At 74.9% G+C, this 17,931-nt stretch carries 19 protein-coding genes; 14 read left to right on the forward strand and 5 right to left on the reverse strand.

Annotated elements, in window-relative coordinates; translation table 11 throughout:
- Positions 1-18: 18 nt before the first annotated feature.
- Genes O7628_RS26460 through O7628_RS26485 form a run of 6 tightly spaced genes read left to right on the forward strand, consistent with a single transcriptional unit; the run spans position 19 to position 5,950 of the window.
- On the forward strand, positions 19-1,341 hold the full coding sequence (locus tag O7628_RS26460) for a M20 family metallopeptidase (RefSeq protein WP_278134640.1): 1,323 nt from the start codon (positions 19-21) through the stop codon (positions 1,339-1,341).
- Positions 1,338-2,339 carry a Gfo/Idh/MocA family oxidoreductase gene (locus O7628_RS26465; protein WP_278134642.1) on the forward strand — a complete coding sequence of 334 codons (1,002 nt, stop codon included), beginning with the start codon at positions 1,338-1,340 and terminating at the stop codon, positions 2,337-2,339. Before O7628_RS26460 ends, O7628_RS26465 begins: the two co-directional genes overlap by 4 nt.
- A gap of 13 nt (positions 2,340-2,352) precedes the next feature.
- Entirely contained in the window at positions 2,353-3,654 is a 1,302-nt protein-coding gene (locus O7628_RS26470) for an extracellular solute-binding protein (protein WP_278134645.1), read from the forward strand.
- A gap of 60 nt (positions 3,655-3,714) precedes the next feature.
- Positions 3,715-4,671 carry a sugar ABC transporter permease gene (locus O7628_RS26475; RefSeq protein WP_278134646.1) on the forward strand — a complete coding sequence of 319 codons (957 nt, stop codon included), beginning with the start codon at positions 3,715-3,717 and terminating at the stop codon, positions 4,669-4,671.
- The gene (locus tag O7628_RS26480) at positions 4,668-5,501 is read left to right on the forward strand and encodes a carbohydrate ABC transporter permease (RefSeq protein WP_178064584.1); all 834 of its coding nucleotides are present in this window, start codon (positions 4,668-4,670) and stop codon (positions 5,499-5,501) included. The genes O7628_RS26475 and O7628_RS26480 overlap by 4 nt, the downstream gene beginning before the upstream one ends.
- Positions 5,498-5,950: an L-rhamnose mutarotase gene (locus O7628_RS26485; RefSeq protein ID WP_278134649.1), complete on the forward strand. Its 453-nt coding sequence runs from the start codon at positions 5,498-5,500 to the stop codon at positions 5,948-5,950. Before O7628_RS26480 ends, O7628_RS26485 begins: the two co-directional genes overlap by 4 nt.
- 124 nt (positions 5,951-6,074) lie before the next feature.
- Here the strand turns inward: O7628_RS26485 and O7628_RS26490 are convergent, their stop codons facing one another.
- On the reverse strand, positions 6,075-7,205 hold the full coding sequence (locus O7628_RS26490) for a mandelate racemase/muconate lactonizing enzyme family protein (protein ID WP_278134651.1): 1,131 nt from the start codon (positions 7,203-7,205) through the stop codon (positions 6,075-6,077).
- A 130-nt stretch (positions 7,206-7,335) separates the two neighbouring features.
- On the opposite strand from O7628_RS26490, the gene O7628_RS26495 reads away from it, so the two are divergent.
- The 7 genes from O7628_RS26495 to O7628_RS26525 all read left to right on the forward strand — a co-directional run bounded on the left by O7628_RS26495 (position 7,336) and on the right by O7628_RS26525 (position 13,960).
- A complete protein-coding gene (locus tag O7628_RS26495; RefSeq protein WP_074479135.1) occupies positions 7,336-8,271 on the forward strand; it encodes a thiamine pyrophosphate-dependent dehydrogenase E1 component subunit alpha in 936 nt (311 codons plus the stop codon).
- Positions 8,264-9,244 (forward strand): transketolase C-terminal domain-containing protein, encoded by a 981-nt coding sequence (locus O7628_RS26500; protein WP_074479119.1) that lies wholly within the window; start codon positions 8,264-8,266, stop codon positions 9,242-9,244. The genes O7628_RS26495 and O7628_RS26500 overlap by 8 nt, the downstream gene beginning before the upstream one ends.
- Positions 9,241-10,197, forward strand: a complete 957-nt coding sequence (locus tag O7628_RS26505) for an SDR family oxidoreductase (RefSeq protein WP_278134655.1) — start codon at positions 9,241-9,243, stop codon at positions 10,195-10,197. The genes O7628_RS26500 and O7628_RS26505 overlap by 4 nt, the downstream gene beginning before the upstream one ends.
- Positions 10,198-10,243: 46 nt before the next feature.
- Entirely contained in the window at positions 10,244-11,566 is a 1,323-nt protein-coding gene (locus O7628_RS26510; protein WP_278134657.1) for a hypothetical protein, read from the forward strand.
- 65 nt (positions 11,567-11,631) lie between these two features.
- On the forward strand, positions 11,632-11,964 hold the full coding sequence (locus O7628_RS26515; RefSeq protein ID WP_278134659.1) for a YciI family protein: 333 nt from the start codon (positions 11,632-11,634) through the stop codon (positions 11,962-11,964).
- Positions 11,964-13,544: a hypothetical protein gene (locus tag O7628_RS26520; RefSeq protein ID WP_278134662.1), complete on the forward strand. Its 1,581-nt coding sequence runs from the start codon at positions 11,964-11,966 to the stop codon at positions 13,542-13,544. Before O7628_RS26515 ends, O7628_RS26520 begins: the two co-directional genes overlap by 1 nt.
- Positions 13,545-13,693: 149 nt before the next feature.
- Positions 13,694-13,960, forward strand: a complete 267-nt coding sequence (locus O7628_RS26525) for a transglycosylase (protein ID WP_074479123.1) — start codon at positions 13,694-13,696, stop codon at positions 13,958-13,960.
- A gap of 86 nt (positions 13,961-14,046) precedes the next feature.
- On the opposite strand, the gene O7628_RS26530 is transcribed toward O7628_RS26525, so the two are convergent.
- The 4 genes from O7628_RS26530 to O7628_RS26545 all read right to left on the reverse strand — a co-directional run bounded on the left by O7628_RS26530 (position 14,047) and on the right by O7628_RS26545 (position 17,255).
- Positions 14,047-14,802, reverse strand: coding sequence for a lysoplasmalogenase (locus tag O7628_RS26530; protein WP_278134665.1), 756 nt, complete (start codon positions 14,800-14,802; stop codon positions 14,047-14,049).
- Positions 14,799-15,665: a sterol desaturase family protein gene (locus O7628_RS26535; protein ID WP_278134667.1), complete on the reverse strand. Its 867-nt coding sequence runs from the start codon at positions 15,663-15,665 to the stop codon at positions 14,799-14,801. Before O7628_RS26535 ends, O7628_RS26530 begins: the two co-directional genes overlap by 4 nt.
- Entirely contained in the window at positions 15,662-16,384 is a 723-nt protein-coding gene (locus O7628_RS26540; protein ID WP_278134669.1) for a GntR family transcriptional regulator, read from the reverse strand. The genes O7628_RS26535 and O7628_RS26540 overlap by 4 nt, the downstream gene beginning before the upstream one ends.
- A gap of 139 nt (positions 16,385-16,523) precedes the next feature.
- Positions 16,524-17,255 carry a class I SAM-dependent methyltransferase gene (locus tag O7628_RS26545; RefSeq protein ID WP_278134672.1) on the reverse strand — a complete coding sequence of 244 codons (732 nt, stop codon included), beginning with the start codon at positions 17,253-17,255 and terminating at the stop codon, positions 16,524-16,526.
- A 356-nt stretch (positions 17,256-17,611) separates the two neighbouring features.
- Between O7628_RS26545 and O7628_RS26550 the strand changes: the two genes are divergently transcribed.
- Positions 17,612-17,917 carry a hypothetical protein gene (locus O7628_RS26550; RefSeq protein ID WP_278134673.1) on the forward strand — a complete coding sequence of 102 codons (306 nt, stop codon included), beginning with the start codon at positions 17,612-17,614 and terminating at the stop codon, positions 17,915-17,917.
- The last annotated feature ends 14 nt before the right edge of the window (positions 17,918-17,931 follow it).

Below are 17,931 nucleotides of genomic sequence, written 5' to 3' on the forward strand. Positions count from 1 at the left end.
AGGCGAGGGGTGGTCCGCGTGGTGCAGGCGTACGAGGGTGTTGATGATCTGGTGCGGCTGCGACGGCAGCTACACCAGCACCCTGAGCTGCGGTTCACCGAACAGCAGACGGCGGCCGTCCTTGCCGGCCGGCTCGCCCCGATCGCCCGGGTTCGCTCCGGCGTCGCCGGCACCGGTCTCGTCGCCGAGATCGAAGGGCGTGCCCCAGGGCCGTCGGTCTTGCTTCGGGCCGATATGGACGCCTATCCGGTCCAGGACGCCAAGGAGGTGCCCTGGGCGTCGGGCAACCCGGGCGTCTGCCACGCCTGCGGGCACGACGTGCACATGACCGTGGTCGCCGGCGTCGCGGCCCGGCTCGCGGCCGACCCGCCCGAGCGGGGCACGGTGACCGTGCTGTTCCAGCCGGCCGAGGAGATCCCCTTCGGCGAGGACTCCGGCGCCGCCGCCGTGCTCGCCGACGACGCCCTGCGCGGCCGGCGTTTCGACGCCGTCCTCGGCCTGCACTGCTGGCCCGACCTGCCGGTCGGCGCGGTCGGCGTCGACCGGGAGACCGCGATGGCGGCCAAGGACGCCTTCCGGGTCGAGGTGCTCGGCCGCGCCGCGCACGCCGCCACCCCCGCCCTGGGCCGCGACGCCATCCTCGGCCTCGCCGGCATCGTCAACCTCCTGCACGCCGGGGTCGCCCGCTCCCGTAACCCGCACGAGCTGGTCGCCTTCAACATCGGCACGATCGCGGGCGGGGCCAGCCAGAGCCAGGTCGCCGAGCGGGCGGAGGCGACCGGCACCCTGCGCACCCACGACGAGGGCACCCGCGCGCGGCTCAAGGAGGTCGTCGAGCGCATCGCCCGGCAGCAGGCCGCCGCGCTCGACCTGGGCCTGCGGTTCACCTGGGCCAACGAGATGCCCCCGGTGCGCAACGCCGCGCCGCTGGTGGCCCTCGCGCACGCCGAGCTGCCCGCCGTGGTCGACGTCGTCGACCTGACCGAGCCGCCGCTGACCACCGACGACTTCGCCCTGCTGGGCGCGCTCGGCCCCAGCCTGTACGTCAAGCTCGGGGTGACCGGCGACCGCGGCGGCGCGCCGCTGCACTCCGGCGCCTTCGACGTCGACGAGCGGTGCATCGGGGCGGGCGTGGCCGCCCTGGACCGCCTCACCCGGGCCGTCCTCGCCGGCCGGCTCGCCGGGCCGGAGGCGGCCGACGCCCCCGCCCGACCGGAGGCCGCCGACGCCCCCGGCGCGCGGGAGCTCCCCGGCGCGCGGCGCGCCACCGACGCCGACCCCGGCGGCCCGACCGTCGCCGCAGGCCCGGCCGCCGCCTCCGCCGGGGCGGTCGGGGCATGAGCCGCCCGTCCGTGGCCGTGGTCGGCGCGGGGGCCTTCGGCGTGCGGCACCTGGCCGCGTACCGGTCGCTCGGGGTGGCCGTGTCCGCCCTGGTCGAGCCGGACGCCGCGACCCGGGCGCGGGTGGCCGCGGAGCACGACGTGCCGCGGACGTACGCCTCCGTGGCCGAGCTGCTGGCCGCCGCCGGGCCGGACGCCGCGTCGGTGTGCGTCCCCGGCCCGGCGCACCGCGCGGTCGCCGTGGACCTGCTCGCCGCCGGGGTGCCCGTGCTGGTGGAGAAGCCGCTCGCCGCCACCGCCGCCGACGCCGCCGCCATCGTGGCCGCCGCCGAACGCGCCGGCGTGCTCTGCCAGCCGGGGCACATCCTGCGGCACAGCGCCCCGCACCGGGCCCTGCACGACGCGGTCCGCGCCGGCCGGATCGGCGACGTGCTCGCCGTGTCGTCGCGCCGGGACCGGCCCCGCACCCTCAGCCGGATCTTCCCGCGCGAGCACCCCGCGCTGCTCACCGCCGTGCACGACATCGACCTCGCCCTCTGGTACGCCGGAGCGCCCGTGGTCGAGGTGCGCGCGGCGGCCCGGACCCGACCCGGATCGGCCACCCCGGTCCTGGTGTGGGCGGAGCTGCGGCACGCCAACGACGTCGTGTCGTCGATCCGCAACAGCTACCTGCTGCCCGAACACACCCCGAACCACACCTCGGACCTGGTCGAGGTGTACGGCACCGACGGGGTCGCGCACGTCGACCTCGGCCACCCCACGCTGCTCGTCCAGGGCGAGCCGACCGAGGCGCCGGACTGGCTCCTCTCCCCGGTCGACGGCGGCGGCGCGCTCGCCGCCGAGCTGCGGCACTTCCTCGGCCGGATCGACGGCACCGAGCCGACGGCGGTCGTCCCGCTCGCCGACGGCCTGCACGTCGTCCGGGTCGCCGAGGCCGTGGTCGACAGCGCCTCCGCCGGCGGGTCGGCCCGCCGCGTCCCTCAGAGCCCCCACTTGTGACAGGAGCTACCCGATGTTTCGACGGAGTTTGGCCGGCGCCCTCGCCGCCGGCATGGCGGCCGCCGCGCTGCTGACCGGATGCGGCGGTGGCGGTGACGACGCCACCGACGGCCCGGTCACCCTGAAGGTGCTGACCTGGGAGCCCGGTGGCACCGAGTACTGGAAGCAGGTCAAGACCAGCTTCGAGGCCGGCCACCCGAACATCAAGCTGGAGATGCAGTCCGTCCCCTTCGACAAGTACCCCGAGGTGCAGGGCCCGTACATCACCTCGCAGTCCGGGCCGGACGTGATGGCCAACAACGCCGGCCTGGAGCTGTTCGACCGGCGCGGCGCGTACGTGCCGCTGGGCGACAAGGCCGCCGAGATCACCAAGGACCTGGTCACCTACAGCGGCGCCTGCGAGGGCTTCGACACCAGCAAGACCTGCTACGGCGTCCCGTTCTCCTACCAGGGCAACGTCCTCTACTACAACAAGGCCGTCCTGACCGCCGCCGGCCTGGACCCGGAGAAACCCCCGGCGACCTGGGACGAGTTCGGCGCGGCCTGCGACGCGGTGAAGAAGGCCGGCAAGACCTGCCTCGCGCTCGGGCTCTCCGGCACCTTCCCGGCGTACTGGGACTTCCCGGAGATCGCCCGCAACTATCTCACCGAGGACGACATCCGGGCCCTGCTCGCCGGCAAGCTGTCCTGGAAGGACCCGAAGCTCGTCGCGGTGCTGGAGAAGCTCGCCGAGATCACCACCAAGGGCTGGGCGAACAAGAACGCCCCGTCGATCACCATGCTCCCCGACGGCGCGGACATCTTCCAGCGCGGCGACGCCGCGTTCGCCGGCACCATCATCTCCGACGCGGTGAACTGGGAGGCGTTCGGCAAGGCCCTCGGCGACGACAAGCTCGGCGTCACCCGGTGGCCGGCGATCGACCCGGCGGCCCCGCTGGCCCAGAGGTTCTCCGGCATCGAGGGGGCCGTCTACGGCGTCACCCAGTGGAGCCAGAAGAAGCAGGCCGGCCTGGAGTTCATCACCTGGCTCGCCGGCAAGGAGAACGGCGAGCTGTGGGTCAAGTACGGCAAGGGCCAGCCGCTGAACAAGAACGTCGACAAGGCCCTGCTGCCCTCCTCGCCGGCCTTCCTGAAGATTCAGGAGCTGGTGGCCCAGCCGACCCTGCACGCCGGCGTGATGCTCTCCGGCCCCGAGGCAGACGCCCTGGCCCGCGGCTGGCAGCAGGTCACCCTCGGCCAGCTCACCGTCGACAAGTGGGCCGAGCAGATGCAGCAGGCGCTGGAGCGCAGCCCCACGAAGAAGCAGACCAAGTAGCCACCCCGGGCGGGGCGAGCCTCGTCGCCCCGCCCGGCCAGCCCCGGGGGAGGAACCCTGATGACGATCTCCACCGCGCCGGAGCCGGTGGCCGCCGACGCTCCGCCCGCGCCGCGCCGCCGCCGGGCCCACCGGCCGGGCCAGGCCCGGGAATGGTGGCTCGGCGCGGCGCTGGTGCTGCCCGCGCTCGTGCTGGTCGTGCTGTTCAAGCTGGTGCCCCTCGTGCGGGGCGTGCTCACCAGCTTCGAGGCGTCCAGCGGGTTCGGCGGCAGCGAGTTCGCCGGGGCCGACAACTACACCCGGATGTTCGACGACCCGATGGTGCGCACCAGCTTCCGCAACGCCCTGCTGGTGGTGGCCACCCTGCCGGTGTGGATCGTGATCCCGCTGGTGCTGGCGCTGCTCATCCACCAGCGCTCGCCGGGCTGGAAGTTCTTCCGCGCCGTCTACTTCGTGCCGTACACCATCGCGCCCATCGTCGTCGGCATCATGTTCCGGCAGATCCTCGCCCCCGACGGGCCGCTCAACGCCCTGCTGCGCGGCGTCGGCCTCCAGCCGCTGGCGATCGAGTGGCTCAACGGCCGGTACAGCGCGCTGTTCTCGCTGGTCGCGGTCGCCCTGTGGAGCTTCTTCGGCCTCGGCGTGATGACCTACCTCGCCGGCCTGGCCACCATCCCCGAGGAGACGCTGGAGGCGGCGTACCTCGACGGGGCGGGCTTCTGGCGGCGGCTGTTCTCGGTGGTCGTGCCGATGCTGCGGCCGACCGTGGCGTACTGGAGCGTGCTCTGCGCCTCCGGCGTGCTGATCTGGCTGTTCCCGCTGATCTACGCGCTGACCCAGGGCGGGCCGGGCGACGCCACCATGCTTCCCGAGTACCTGGTCTTCCTGACCACCTTCCAGTTCCTCGACCGCGGCTACGGCTCGGCCATCGGCATCGCCCTGTTCGTCTTCGTCGCCGTGCTGTCGATCTTCAGCGTGCGGCACATGTTCACAGAGGGGACCCGCAAGCCGCGATGAACGCGCGCCACTCCGCCCGCATCGGGCGCTACCTGCTGACGTTCGCGTTGGTCGTCGTCGCCGTCGCGGCGATCTACCCGCTGCTGTTCACCGTGGTCAGCTCGGTGAAGACGCAGGCCGGCTTCGCCGACGACCCGCTGGGCCTGCCCGCGGGGATCACCCTGGACAACTACCTCGAGGCGTTCCGCCGGATGAACATGCCCCGGCTGCTGCTCAACTCGCTGATCACCACCGTCGGCGGGCTGGTGCTGTCGGTGCTCGCCGCGCTGCTGGTCGCGTACGCGGTGACGAAGCTGCGCTTCCGCGGCGGCAAGATCGTCTTCCTGCTGATCATCGTGTCCCTGACCATCCCCAGCCAGGCGATCATCTATCCGCTCTACCAGACCGTGCTCGACCTGGGCATGTCCGGCGAATACCAGGGCCTGATCCTGGCGTACGCGGCGTTCGGGCTGCCCCTGGGCACGTACCAGCTCGCCGGCTACTTCCAGCAGGTGCCCGACGAGCTGATCGAGGCGGCCCGGGTCGACGGCGCGGGGCACCTGACCATCCTCTTCCGGCTGCTCGCCCCCATCGCCACCCCGGCCCTGGCGGCGCTGGCCATCTTCAACTTCGTCTGGATGTGGAACGACCTGCTGCTGCCCCTGGTCATCATGGGCGGCTCGGACAGCAAGACGCTGATGGTCGGCGTCTCCCTGCTCAGCGGCCAGTACGACGTGTCGGTGCCGCTGGTCAGCGCCGGCCTGATCGTCGCGCTGCTGCCGGTGCTGATCATCTACCTGGTCTTCCAGCGGCAGCTCGTCTCCGGCGCGCTGGCCGGCTCCGGCAAGTGACCGCCCCGGCGGGCGCCGGCCCCGACCGTCCGCCGGCCGGGGACACGGGCCCGGCCCGGCGCGCGACGGGAGACGCCGGCCCGGCCCGGCGCGCGACGGGCGCGACGGCCGGTCCGGGGGAGCAGGTGTGCCACCTGTACCGGCTGCGCCCCGGCGCCGAGGCCGAGTACGAGCGCCGGCACGCCGAGGTGTGGCCGGAGCTGTCCGCGCTGCTCGACGAGGCGGGGATCTACGAGTACGCCATCTACCGGCGCGACCTGCTGCTGATCTGCGTGCTGCGCACCCGCGCGGGCTTTGCCCACGCCGGCGCGGTCACCGCCGCCTCGCCGGTGCAGGCCCGGTGGACGGCTTCGCTGGCCCACCTCTTCGCCGAGATCGCCGACGCCGACGGCGAGCCGCTGTGGGCGCACCGGGTGTTCCACCACCCCGGCCACCCACCGCCCGCCTAGCGGAGGCGCACGCCGCCCCCACCGCACCCCGCGCCGCCCCCACCGCACCCCGCGCCGCCCCCACCTGCGCCTGCGGTGAGAAGGGAACCCTTCTCTACCGCAGGCGTTAACAGGGGGCCCTTCCTTACACCGCGTACGCGACGGAGCCGTCGGCGCGCAGCGGGATGCGGGTCAGCGGCCGGCCGGTGAGGTCCAGCGGCGTCGGGTCGGACAGGTCCAGGGTGACGCCCAGCCCGGGGTCCTGCGGCACCGGCAGGAAGCCGCCCTCGCGGCGCACGCAGGCCCGGGCGGGGCCGTCGGCGAGCGCGTCGTCCAGCGGCGAGTACTCCTGGGTGACGAAGTTCGGGATGACCGTGTCCAGGTGCACGGAGGCCATGGTGAGCAGCGGGCCGAGGCAGTTGTGGGTGACCACGGCCGCGTGGTGCGCCTCGGCCAGCGCGGCGATCTTGCGGGCGTGGCTGAGGCCGCCGGCGAGCCCGACGTCGGGCCGGACGTACTGCGCGCCGCCCTGGGCGAGTAGCTCCTTGAACTCCCAGATGGTGTGCAGCCGCTCCCCGTTGGCCATCGGCACGCCCGGGGCCCGCCGGAGCACCCCGGCCTGGCTGCTCACGCTGTCGATCTGGATCGCGTCCTCCACCATCAGCGGGTGGTGCCGGGCCAGCGCCGGCACGACCGCCTCGGCCTGCAACGGGGTGAGCTTGCGGTGCAGCTCGATCAGCAGGTCGACGTCCGCGCCGACGGTGTCGCGCACCGCCGCCGTGGTGGCCTCGGTCTCGGCCACCAGGCGGGCCTGGGACAGGTCGCCGTAGTTCGCCGGCAGCGGGTCGAACTTCACGGCGGTGAAGCCGTCGGCGACGGCGGCGGCGGCCTCCGCGGCGAGGGCCGGTGCGCCGGTGCCGCCCAGCAGCAGGTGCAGCCGGATCCTCTCGCGCACCCGCCCGCCGAGCAGCTGCCACACCGGCACGCCGAGCCGCTTGCCGAGCAGGTCCCACAGGGCCAGGTCGACGGCGGAGACGGCGGCGGTGAGCACCGAGCCGCGGAACGGGCCCATCCGGTACAGGTGGTGCCAGTGGTGCTCGATCCGGCCGGCGTCCGCCCCGATCAGGTAGGGCCGGAACGCCTCCACCACGGCGTGCACCGCCGTCGGGTAGCCCCAGCAGGCGGACTGGCCGACCCCGGTCAGCCCGTCCGCCGTGTGCACCTGGACGAAGTGCGCGTCGCCGCGCACCGCCGACTCGACCTCGACGATCTCCATGCCCGCTCCCAAATTAGAGACCAATAACGGCCACAAACTTGCTTCAGCACTCTTCCATAGCCCTGGACTGCTGGTCTAGGCTCCTCAACCAACGAGTCGGAATAAGGCTCAATTATCTCTGGGGGATGTGATGGGGCTGCCGGACGACTATCGGCTCATGGCCCGGATCCGCCGGTTCGAGGAGCGGCTGACCGCCCTCAAGGACGCCGGCGAGATCCCGGGATCGATCCACCTGTGCAACGGCCAGGAGGCCGTCCCGGTCGGCGCCTGCCGGGCGCTGCGCGACGGCGACCACGTCACCGCGACCTACCGGGGGCACGGCTGGGCGATCGCCCGGGGCGTCGACCTCACCGGCCTGTTCGCCGAGATGATGGGCCGCGACTCGGCGCTGTGCGGCGGGCGCGCTGCCTCGCCGTACCTGTCGGACCCGGGGCGCTGGTTCGTCGGCGAGAACTCCATCGTGGGCGCCGGGGTGCCGATCGCGACGGGCGCGGCGCTCACCGCCCAGCGCACCGCCAGCGGCGCGGTGTCGGTGGTCAGCATCGGCGACGGCGCGATGAACCAGGGCAACGTGCACGAGGCGCTCAACCTCGCCGCCGTGCTCGACCTGCCCCTGGTGCTGGTGGTGGAGAACAACGTCTACTCCGAGATGTCGCGCATCTCCGACATGGTGCGGGTGAAGCAGCTCGCCGAGCGGGCCGCCGGCTACGGCCTGCCCGGCAGGGTGGTCGACGGCAACGACCCCGACGCCGTGTACGACGCGGTCGCCGAGGCCGTGGACCGGGCCCGCGAGGGCTCCGGCCCGTCCATCGTGGAGGCCATGACCGAGCGCCTGGTCGGCCACTACAGCGGCGACGCGCAGCACTACCGCCCGGCCGGCGAGATCGCCGCCGCCCGGCAACGGGAACCGCTGGCCCGCATCCGCGCCGCCGCCGACGCGGACCTCACCGCCCGGCTCGACGCGATCGACGCCGAGGTCGACGCCGAGATCGAGGCCGCCGTCACCGCCGCCCGCGCCGTGCCCCATCCGGACCCGGCGACCGCGAGGGAGCACGTCTATGTCTGAGTCGCTGCGCTACATCCAGGCCGTCAACGCGGCCCTCACCTGGGCCCTGGACAGCCGGACCGACACCGTCTACTTCGGCGAGGACGTGGCCCTGCCCGGCGGGCCGTTCGGCGCGACGAAGGGGCTGCACAAGAGGTTCGGCTCCGACCGGATCTTCGACACCCCGATCTCCGAGACCGGCTTCCTCGGCATGGCCCTCGGCGCGGCCATGACCGGGCTGCGGCCGATCGCCGAGATCATGTACGCCGACTTCTCGTTCGTGGCGATGGACCAGATCGTCAACCAGATCGCCACCATCCGCTACTCCAGCGCCGGGCGGTGGCGGGCCCCGCTGGTGATCCGGATGCAGCAGGGCTACTCGCCCGGGGCCTGCGCCCAGCACTCGCACTCCCCGGAGGCGTACTTCGCGCACACCCCCGGCCTGCGGGTGGCGCTGCCGGCCACCCCCGACGACGCGTACCAGATGCTGCGCACCGCCGTCGTCAGCGACGACCCGGTGGTCGTCGCCGAGGCCCGGATGCTCTACCCGACCCGGGGCCCGGTGCGCACCGACGCCCCGGTGGAGCCGGTCGGTGGGGCCCGGGTCGTCCGGTCCGGCGCCGACGTCACCGTCGTCGCCTGGTCCCGCATGGTGTCGGCGGCCCTCGACGCCGCCACCACCCTGGCCGGGGAGGGCATCGACGTCGAGGTGGTCGACCTGCGCTGGCTCAACCCCCTCGACTTCGACACGGTCGCCGCGTCGGTGGCGCGCACCGGGCGGCTGGTCGTGGCGCACGAGGCCAACCTCACCGGCGGGTTCGGCGCGGAGATCGCCGCCCGGGCCGCCGCCGAGTGCTTCGCCGACCTGCGCGCGCCGATCGCCCGGGTGGCCGCCCCGGACGTGCCGATGCCCGCCGCGCCGGCCCTACAGGCCGTCGTGGTGCCCGAGGCCGCGACCGTGGCCGACGCGGTGCGCCGGACGGTCCGGCCGTGAGCGACGCCCCGGCCGGCGCGCCGGTGGGTGGCGACCGCCCACCGGCCGACGGCGGCGACCGCGCCGGTCTGCTGGCCGATGGCGGCGACCGCGCCGGTCTGCTGGCCGACGGCGGCGACCGCGCCGGTCTGCTGGCCGACGGCGGCGACCGTGCCGGTCTGTTGGCCGATGGCGGCGACCGTGCCGGTCTGCTGGCCGATGGCGGCGACCGTGCCGGTCTGCTGGCGGGCCGGCGGGTGGTCGTCGTCGGCGGCGCGTCCGGCATCGGCCTGGCCACCGTGTCCGCCGCCGCCGAGGCCGGCGCGGCCGTCGCCGTGCTCGACGCCGACGCCGCCGGCGCGGCCCGCGCCGCCGCGCAGGCCCGTGCCGCCGGGGCGACGGCCTGCTCCCGGGGCGTGGACGTCACCGTCGAGGAGGAGGTCGCCGGGGCGCTCGACGCCGTGGCCGCCGAGCTGGGCGGGGTCGACGCCGTGCTGCACGTCGCCGGGGTGATGCGCGGCCAGGGCCTCGACGTGCGCGACGTGCCCGTCGAGCTGTGGGCGCGGGTCATCGCCGTCAACCTCACCGGCCCGTTCCTGGTCGCCAAGCACGCCGCCCGGCACCTGAGCGCCCGCGACGGGGTGCTCGTGCTGGTCGGGTCGAAGGCGGGCGTGCAGACCGGCTCCGGCTCGGTACCCTACGGCGCGAGTAAGGGAGGGTTGCACGGACTGGCGCTCACGCTGGCCCGTCAGCTCGGTCCACAGGGGATCCGTGTGCACGCGCTCTGCCCGGGGGACATCGACACGCCGCTGATGCGGCGGTCGCTGGACGAGGCGCGGGCCAACGGCACCGACGGCGGGCGGATCGCCGCGGTCGAGGCCGCGCTGGGTCGCCCCGAGGACGTCGCCTCGGTGCTGGTCCTGCTGGCGTCGCCGGTCAGCGCCGGCCTCGCCGGCACGGTCTGCACCGGCTGAGCACCCCGCCCACCTGGCCAGCGGCGCACGACATGGAGGCAGCATCGTGATCGGGATCATCGGCCCGGAGGACTCGATCCGGCTCGTGCAGGAGGTGGCGGCCGGGGAGGGCCGCGCGGACAGCGTCACCGCGCGCGCCTACACCCGGCCCGAGCAGGCCCCCGAGCTCGCCCGCGAGCTGGACGAGGTGTGCCAGGTGCTGCTGTTCACCGGCCGCATCCCGTACGCCTTCGCCAGCGCGGCCGGCGACCTGCGGGCCGAGATCGACTACGTCCCGCACGCCGGCATCGACCTCTACCGGACCCTGTCGCGGATGCTGCTGGCCACCGGCGGGAAGCTGCCCCGGGTCAGCGTGGACACCATCGAGGCCGAGATCGTCCGGGAGACGTACCACGACATCGAGGTCGCCCCGCCGACGGAGATCCTGCCGATCGCCGACTCCTCCGGGCTGCTCTTCTCCGGCCTCGACGAGATCACCGCCTACCACCGTGAGCGCTACGCCTCCGGCGCGGTCGAGGCGTGCCTGACCTGCCTCGGCGCGGTGCACCGCGACCTGGCCGACAGCGGGGTGCCGGTGTGGCGCGTGGAGCACACCCGCGCCTCGGTGCGCGACGCGCTGCGCCGGGCCTGGCTCGCCGCCGAGGTGCGCCAGTCCCGGGCCACGCAGATCGCCGTGATGATGGTCGACCTCGGCGCGTCGACGCACCGGGCGCAGGACCCGTACCAGGCCGAGCGGCAGCGGCTGCGGGTGCGGGAGGCGCTGCTGGAGCACGCCGAGCGGATGCGCGGCCGGCTCGCCACCGTCGACGACCGGACCATGGTGATCACCACCACGCGGGGCACCGTGGAGAGCGCCATCGCCCGGCACCGCGACGGGCACGCCTCCCTGCTCACCCTGCGCGGCGTCGACGTGGGGCACGCCGTCGGCTTCGGCGCGGGCACCACCATCGCCGCGGCCGAGGACAATGCCCGCAAGGCCCTCGCGTTGGGCCGGCACAGCGGCGACACCCACGTGGTCTTCCCCGACGGCGAGGTCTACTCCAGCCGGGAGACCGCCGTGCGCCCCCGGCTGCGGGAGACCGCCCCGGGCGTGCTGCGGGTCTCCGAGCAGCTGCGCATCGGGCCGCTGTCGACCCGGCGGCTGCTGGAGGCCCTGCACCAGATGGACCCCGACCAGGTCACCGCCCGCGGGCTGGCCGACGCGTACGGGGTGGAGGCGCGCTCGGCCCGCCGCCTGCTCAAGGCCCTGCGGGCGGCCGGCTTCGCCGAGGAGGTCGGCGTGCACGTGAGCACCGGTGCGGGCCGCCCGCAGGCCGTCTACCGGGTCGCCATGCGGCGGCTCCTCGGCGCGATCGGGGCCGAGCCGTGAGCGGGCCGGGCGCGAACGGGGGCCTCGGCGTGAGCGTTGTGAGCGGCGGCGGCGGGACCGGGCCCGTGAGCGGGTCGACCCCCGACGCGGGCGCGCCCCTGCGGTTCGAGCCGACGTACCTCGTCACCGCCGTCTTCGCCGCCGACGCCGCCGCCCGGCGCGAACCGCACCGGGCCGCGCACCTGGCGCACGTGCGGGCCCTGCTCGCCGACGGCGTCGCCCTGGTCGCCGGTGCGCGCGCCGACCTGACCGCCTCCGTGCTGGTGCTGCGGGCCGCCGACGCGGCCGCCGCCCGCGCACTGGTCGCACAGGACCCCTACTGGCGGCACGGGGTGTGGACCACGCTCGACGTGATCGACTTCCTCGCCGCCACCAGCCACACCCTCGGGAGGACATGATGTCGTCGTACCGCCAGGTTCCCGGCGTGCGGGTGCTCGGGGCCGAGCACGCGCCGTACGCCGCCGCCCTGCTGCGCGCGGCGTGGGGCGACGGCGGCCCGGATGCCGTGCCGGTGCGCCTCGCCGTCGACCCGGCGCTGCCCGAGGGCGGCCACCGCGTCGACGTGCCGGAGGCCGGCGAGATCCGGCTCACCGGCGACCCGTTCGCCGGCCTGGTCTACGCCGCCCGCGACCTCGTCGGCCGGGCCACCGGAGCCGGCCTGCCCGTCGGCGCGTCCGCCGCCGCGCCCGGGCTGCCGCTGCGCACCCTGTGGACCTGGGACCACTCGACCAACTGGGACACCCGGCAGCTCGGCCAGCAGGAGATCGGCGCGCTCAACCCGTACGCGAAGTCCGCCGACGCGTTCGGCGCCGACTACCGGCGGCTCGTCGACTTCTGTAGCCGCGAACGGATCGGCGGCATCGTCGTGTACGGGCTGCTGCGCGACGCCCACGGCGGCGTCGAGGCGGCCCGCGACCTGTGCGAGTACGCCAACGCCCGGGGCGTGCGGATCATCGCCGGGATCGGCGTCAACGCCTACGGCGGCATCTACTTCGACGGCCGGCACCGCTACAACCTGGCGACCTGGCTGCGGCAGCGCCCCGACCTGGCCGCCGAGCTGCCGAAGAAGGTCGGCTTCGACATCGACGAGTTCGGCGACCTGCACTTCCCGGCCAGCGAGTACATGATGGCCGCCTGCCCGTCGCAGCCGGACAACCTCGCCTGGCACCGCGACGCGATCGACTGGCTGCTGGACACCCTGCCCGTCGGCGGGATCAACTTCGAGACCGGCGACTACGGCAGCTGCGCCTGCGCCCGCTGCGGCGAGCGCACCGGCGGCGAGCGCACCTCCTGGTCCTACGAGGCGATGCGCGCGGTCTACCCGACCCTGCTGGAGACCGCCCGCCGCCCCGGCCCGGCCGGAGTGCCGCTGCGCCACCTCGTCGAGGTCTACTGGGACAACATCTTCGACCTCGACGCGCAGCGGCCCCTGGCCGACCTGCCCGACGACGTCGCCTACCAGTACTGCGTGAACCGGGGCTTCTGGTACGACCAGCGCGACCGGCTCACCGCCGCCCACGTAGACCGGCTGCCGCACACCACGAACGTGCTGCGCACCCACGCCGGGTCGCAGTGGAACCGGCAGCGCCACTCCTGGGTGCCCGAGATGTACGCCGACATGGCGGCCCGCTGCGGGGCGGCCGGGATGCGGGGGCTGACCATCTTCGCCGAGGCTGCGGCCTACCACCCGACCAACGAGATCAGCTATCTTGCGTACGCCCGGTTCACCTGGAACCCCGAGCTGGCCTGGGCGGACTTCTGGCGCGACGAGGTCGCCCCCCGCTTCGGCGGCGCGGCCGAGGCCGAGGCGTTCCGCGACGGCGCGGCCCTGCTCGACGACCCGACCGCCGACGCGGCGGCCCTGACCGCCGTGCGCGGCGACGCCCTCGCCATGGTCGCGGCCACCGGCGGGGAGGTCCAGCGCCGCTGGCTGTGGCTCGCCGAGCGGGCCGCCCGGCACGCCCACTCGGCCGGCTGACCGCGCCCGGCCGGCGGCATGACGGTTGCCGGGCGGGACCATGACAGTCGTGTGAAGAATCCGCCGGCCGGGTCGCGGAGGGTTTGCCGCCCGGGCCGCGGGGGGCACCGTGGAGGTGCACGCGACAACCGTTCGAGAGGATCGGCCCAGTGGAAGTCACCGGTTTCTTCACCGCCATCATCATCGGTCTGATCATCGGCGCGCTGGGCCGGCTGGTCGTGCCCGGCAAGCAGAGCATCCCGATCTGGCTCACCCTGCTGATCGGCGTGGTGGCCGCGATCCTCGGCACCCTCGTCGCCGGCGTGCTCGGGGTCGACGAGACGGCGGGCGTCGACTGGATCGAGCTGTTCATCCAGGTCGTCTTCGCCGCGATCGGCGTGTCGCTCGTCGCGGGCGCGTACGGCCGCCGGCGCTGACCACGCTCCCGCCCGCCGCCGGCCCGCCCCCGCACCGGGGCGGGCCGGCGGCTCAGTGCGCGGCACCGGGGCGGGCCGGCGGCGGCTCAGGGCGTCGCCGGGTCGCGCCGCGCCGCGGGGTCGGCCCCGGCCCGGCGCGTCCGGCCCGGCGCGCCGGGTGCGCCGGCCGCCGCCCACGCCGTCGTGAGCAGCAGCAGCGCGGCGACATAGGTGCCCATCACCAGCAGGCCGTGGCCGGGCAGGGTCGTGCCGGCCGCGTCCACGCCGATCAGCAGGTCGGACACCAGGAACAGCGCCCCGCCGGCCGCCGCGCGCCCCGAGACCCCGGCCGCCGCGGCGGCCATCAGGCACAGCGCGAGGCTGTAGCCGAGCACCGGCAGCCGCAGCGGGCCGAGCGGACCCCACAGGGCGGCGTTGGCCAGCGCCCACAGGGCCAGGTAGCCGGCGACCACCGCCACGGGCGGCCGCCGGTGCCGGGTGAACGCCACCACGAGGCTGACCTGGGTGCCGAGGAAGCAGCCCATGCCGACCAGGAAGGCGGGCTCGCCGGGCAGCAGCAGGGCCACGTCGCCGGCCGTGGCGAAGACCAGCCCGAGCGCGAACGCGTCGAAGCGCCGCCGCCCGTCGGAGCCTTGCCGCCTGTCCGTGTGCGCCGCGCCGTCGGTGGCCCGCCCGTCACCGGGCCGCCCGCCGCCGGGCCGCCCGGGGCCGGGCCGCAGCAGCCAGAGCAGCAGCAGCGGGGCGAGCAGCGGCTTGGTCAGCCACTGGAGCACCAGGTTGTCGAGCGCCACGCCGACCAGCTCGACGGCGGCGACCAGCCCGAACGGCACGAGCCGCCTCACCGGGCGGCCTGCGCGGCCCGGACGGCCACCGCCGGGGCCGGCGGCGGCCGCCAGCCGGGCCGGCGGAACAGGTGGCCCAGCCGGTGCCGCCAGGACGCCGCCGCGCGCATGTCGGCCCAGATCGCCGCGTACTCGTGGGTGGCCACCCGCAGCGGGTGGTAGGTGCCGATGTTCGTGGTCAGCCCGTACCGGGCGGGGGCGCGTTCCGGCTCGAAGGTGCCGAACAGCCGGTCCCAGACGATCAGGATGCCGCCGTAGTTGCGGTCCAGGTACTCGGCGTTCACGCCGTGGTGGACGCGGTGGTGCGACGGGGTGTTGAAGACCCACTCGACCGGCCGGGGCAGCACCCGGACCCGCTCGGTGTGCAGGAAGAACTGGTAGAGCAGGCTGACCGACTGCTGGAGGAAGATCATCCACGGCGGGATGCCGAGCAGGGCCAGCGGCAGCCAGAACGGCAGCGACGTCATCGGCGTCCAGCTCTGCCGCAGCGCGGTCGACAGGTTGTAGAACCTGCTGGAGTGGTGCACCACGTGGCTGGCCCAGAACAGCCGCACCTCGTGGTGGGTGCGGTGGAACCAGTAGTAGGCCAGGTCGTCGGCGACGAACAGCAGCACCCAGGTCCAGACGCTGGCGGGGGAGAGCTGCACCGGCGCGAGGGCCCACAGCCCGGCGTACAGGCCGACCGTGAGCAGCTTCCACGGGAAGCCGATCACCTGGCTGCCCGCCCCCATGGTGAGGCTCGTGGCGGTGTCGCGCAGCTCGTAGCCGCGTTCGTCGTCGTCGGGGGCGAACCGGTAGGACACCGCCTCCACGACGATGAGCAGCAGGAACGCGGGCACGGCGTAGAGCACGGCGGGGATCATGCGCGGCACTCCCGTCCCGGCGCGGCGGGGGTGGCGAGAGCGGCGGTGAGCAGGGACCGGGCCTGCCGCGCGGCGTCGTCGCCCCGGCCGTCGGCGATCGCCTCGGCGAGCCGCCGGTGCCCGGCGACGTCGAGCAGCTCGGCGGCGCGCCGCTGCGGCGGCACCTCGCCGACGGCGAGCGCGCCGGCCACGAGGCTGTTGAAACCCAGCAGGTACGCGGTGTTGCCGCAGCCGCGCACCACGTGCCGCCACAGGGTGATGTTGGCCTCGGCCATCCGGGGCAGGTCGGGCGCGAGCGCGGCGTACTCCTCGACGGCACGGGTGACGGTGTCCCGCGTCGCCGCGTCGGCCCGCTCGGCGCAGAGCCGGGCCGCGTCGACGCCGATGCAGGCGCGCATCTCCAGCATGTCCCGCACGAGCGTGTCGACCGGCAGGACGTCGCCGGAGCGGACCAGGGACAGGGCGAGGTCGAGCCCCGCGTGCACCCGCCAGTCGAGCACCCGGGTCGCGCCGCCCTGGCTGACCCGGACCAGGCCGAGCTGTTGCAGGCGGCGCAGCGCCTCGCGCACGGCGTGCCGGTTGACCGCGAACGCGGCGGCCAGCTCCCGCTCGCCGGGCAGGGTGTCCCCGGGCCGGTACGCGCCGCTGACGACGGCGTCGCGGAGCTGGGCGAAGACGTGGTCGGAGACGGAACCCCGGGGGACAGGGACGAAGGTCATGCGGTGCAGTGTGGCCCGGCCCACATCAACCCGTCAACTGGTTGGACCACTCGGGTCCGTCGCGGGTGGGGAAGCCGCGCCTGGCCGGGCGGCCCCGACGCGCCGGCCGGGCGGGGTGCCGGCCGGCGTGTCGGGCGCGTCACCGCAGGCGGTACACCGAGACGTGCGAGCGGCTGTCGGCGTCGAACGGCCGCCGGTCGAAGTCGGCGTACCGCGCGGCGAGACGCAACCCGGCCCGCTCCGCCAGCTCGTCGATCTGCTCCGGCCAGCAGTACCGCATCGCGAACGGCTCCAGCCGTGCGCCCCGGCCGTCGATCACGATGGTCTGCCGGACGAACCGCTGCGCCGGCCGGTCGTACCGGTGCACCCGCAGGGTCACCGAGTCCTCGGTCACCTCGCGCACCTGGAGCTGCTCGTCGCGGTCGAAGCCGGCCGGGTCGGGGACGAACGCCTCGACGACGAACGCGCCGCCGGGCGCCAGCACCCGGGCCACGTTGCGGAAGCAGTCCTGCTGCCGGGACTCGTCGACGAGGTTGAACAGCGTGTTGAACACCAGGTAGGCCAGGCGGTAGGGCCCCGTCACCGGCACGTCGGCCATGTCGCCGATCGCCACCGGGATGCCGTCGCCACCCGGCTTGGCGCGCATCCGCGCCACCATCTCCGGCGACGCCTCGACGCCCTCGACGGCGAGGCCGCGCGCCGCCAGGGGCAGGGCCACCCGGCCCGTGCCGATCGCCAGCTCCAGCACGGGACCGCCGCCGGCCAGGTCGGCCAGGAAGTCCACGGCCGGGGCCGGGTCGGGGTTGGGGCCGGTGTCGTAGCCGGCCGCCCAGAGCCGACCGAACAGGCCGGGATCGTCGAAGATCGACATCAGCCGGCCTCCCCGTCGTGACGGTGCCGGGGCGCGGGCGCGGCGGCGAAACGGTGGGGACTAGTGGTGCTCGCCTGGGGCGTGCGCCCCGGGGTCGACGTACTCATGAAGCCTCGCATCCGGAAGGGGGACGAACCTCGGGCTGGCGGCGGACCTCGACGAGTCGGGCATGGCACTGCTCCCTTCGATCGGACGGCTCACGACGAGCACAGCAGAGGCCGGGCGACGCCGGCAACCGCATTTGCGGCGGGGGACGACAATCGGCGGGGTGTGACCAACCGCCTGCCCGGGGCGGGTTTAGCGGGCCGGAATGCCGGTCAACCTGTTCGGGTAGCGACGACGAGAGGGGTTTCCGCGTGTCCGGCACAACGCACCACCGGTCCAGTCACGACACGGCTCCGCCGAGCGACGTGACGGACATGCTGCTGTGGCGGCTGGCGTACGACGTCGCCGAGGCACACCAGCCCGACGCCGCCGGCCGCTGCCAGAACCTGCTCTGCGGCGGCCGACAGGCCCCGTGCGACCCGCTGCTGAACGCCGAGCGCGCCATGCGGCTGGCCCGGGGCGACGCCGGCGCGGGAGCGCCGGCCCCCGCGCCCCGCCCCCGGCCCGCCGCGCCGGCCCGGCCCGAGCACCCGCGCACCGGGCGGGAGGCCGCCTGACCCTGGGCGTGCGC

Source organism: Micromonospora sp. WMMD956 (genome assembly GCF_029626125.1).
In the GTDB taxonomy this organism is placed as follows: domain Bacteria; phylum Actinomycetota; class Actinomycetes; order Mycobacteriales; family Micromonosporaceae; genus Micromonospora; species Micromonospora carbonacea.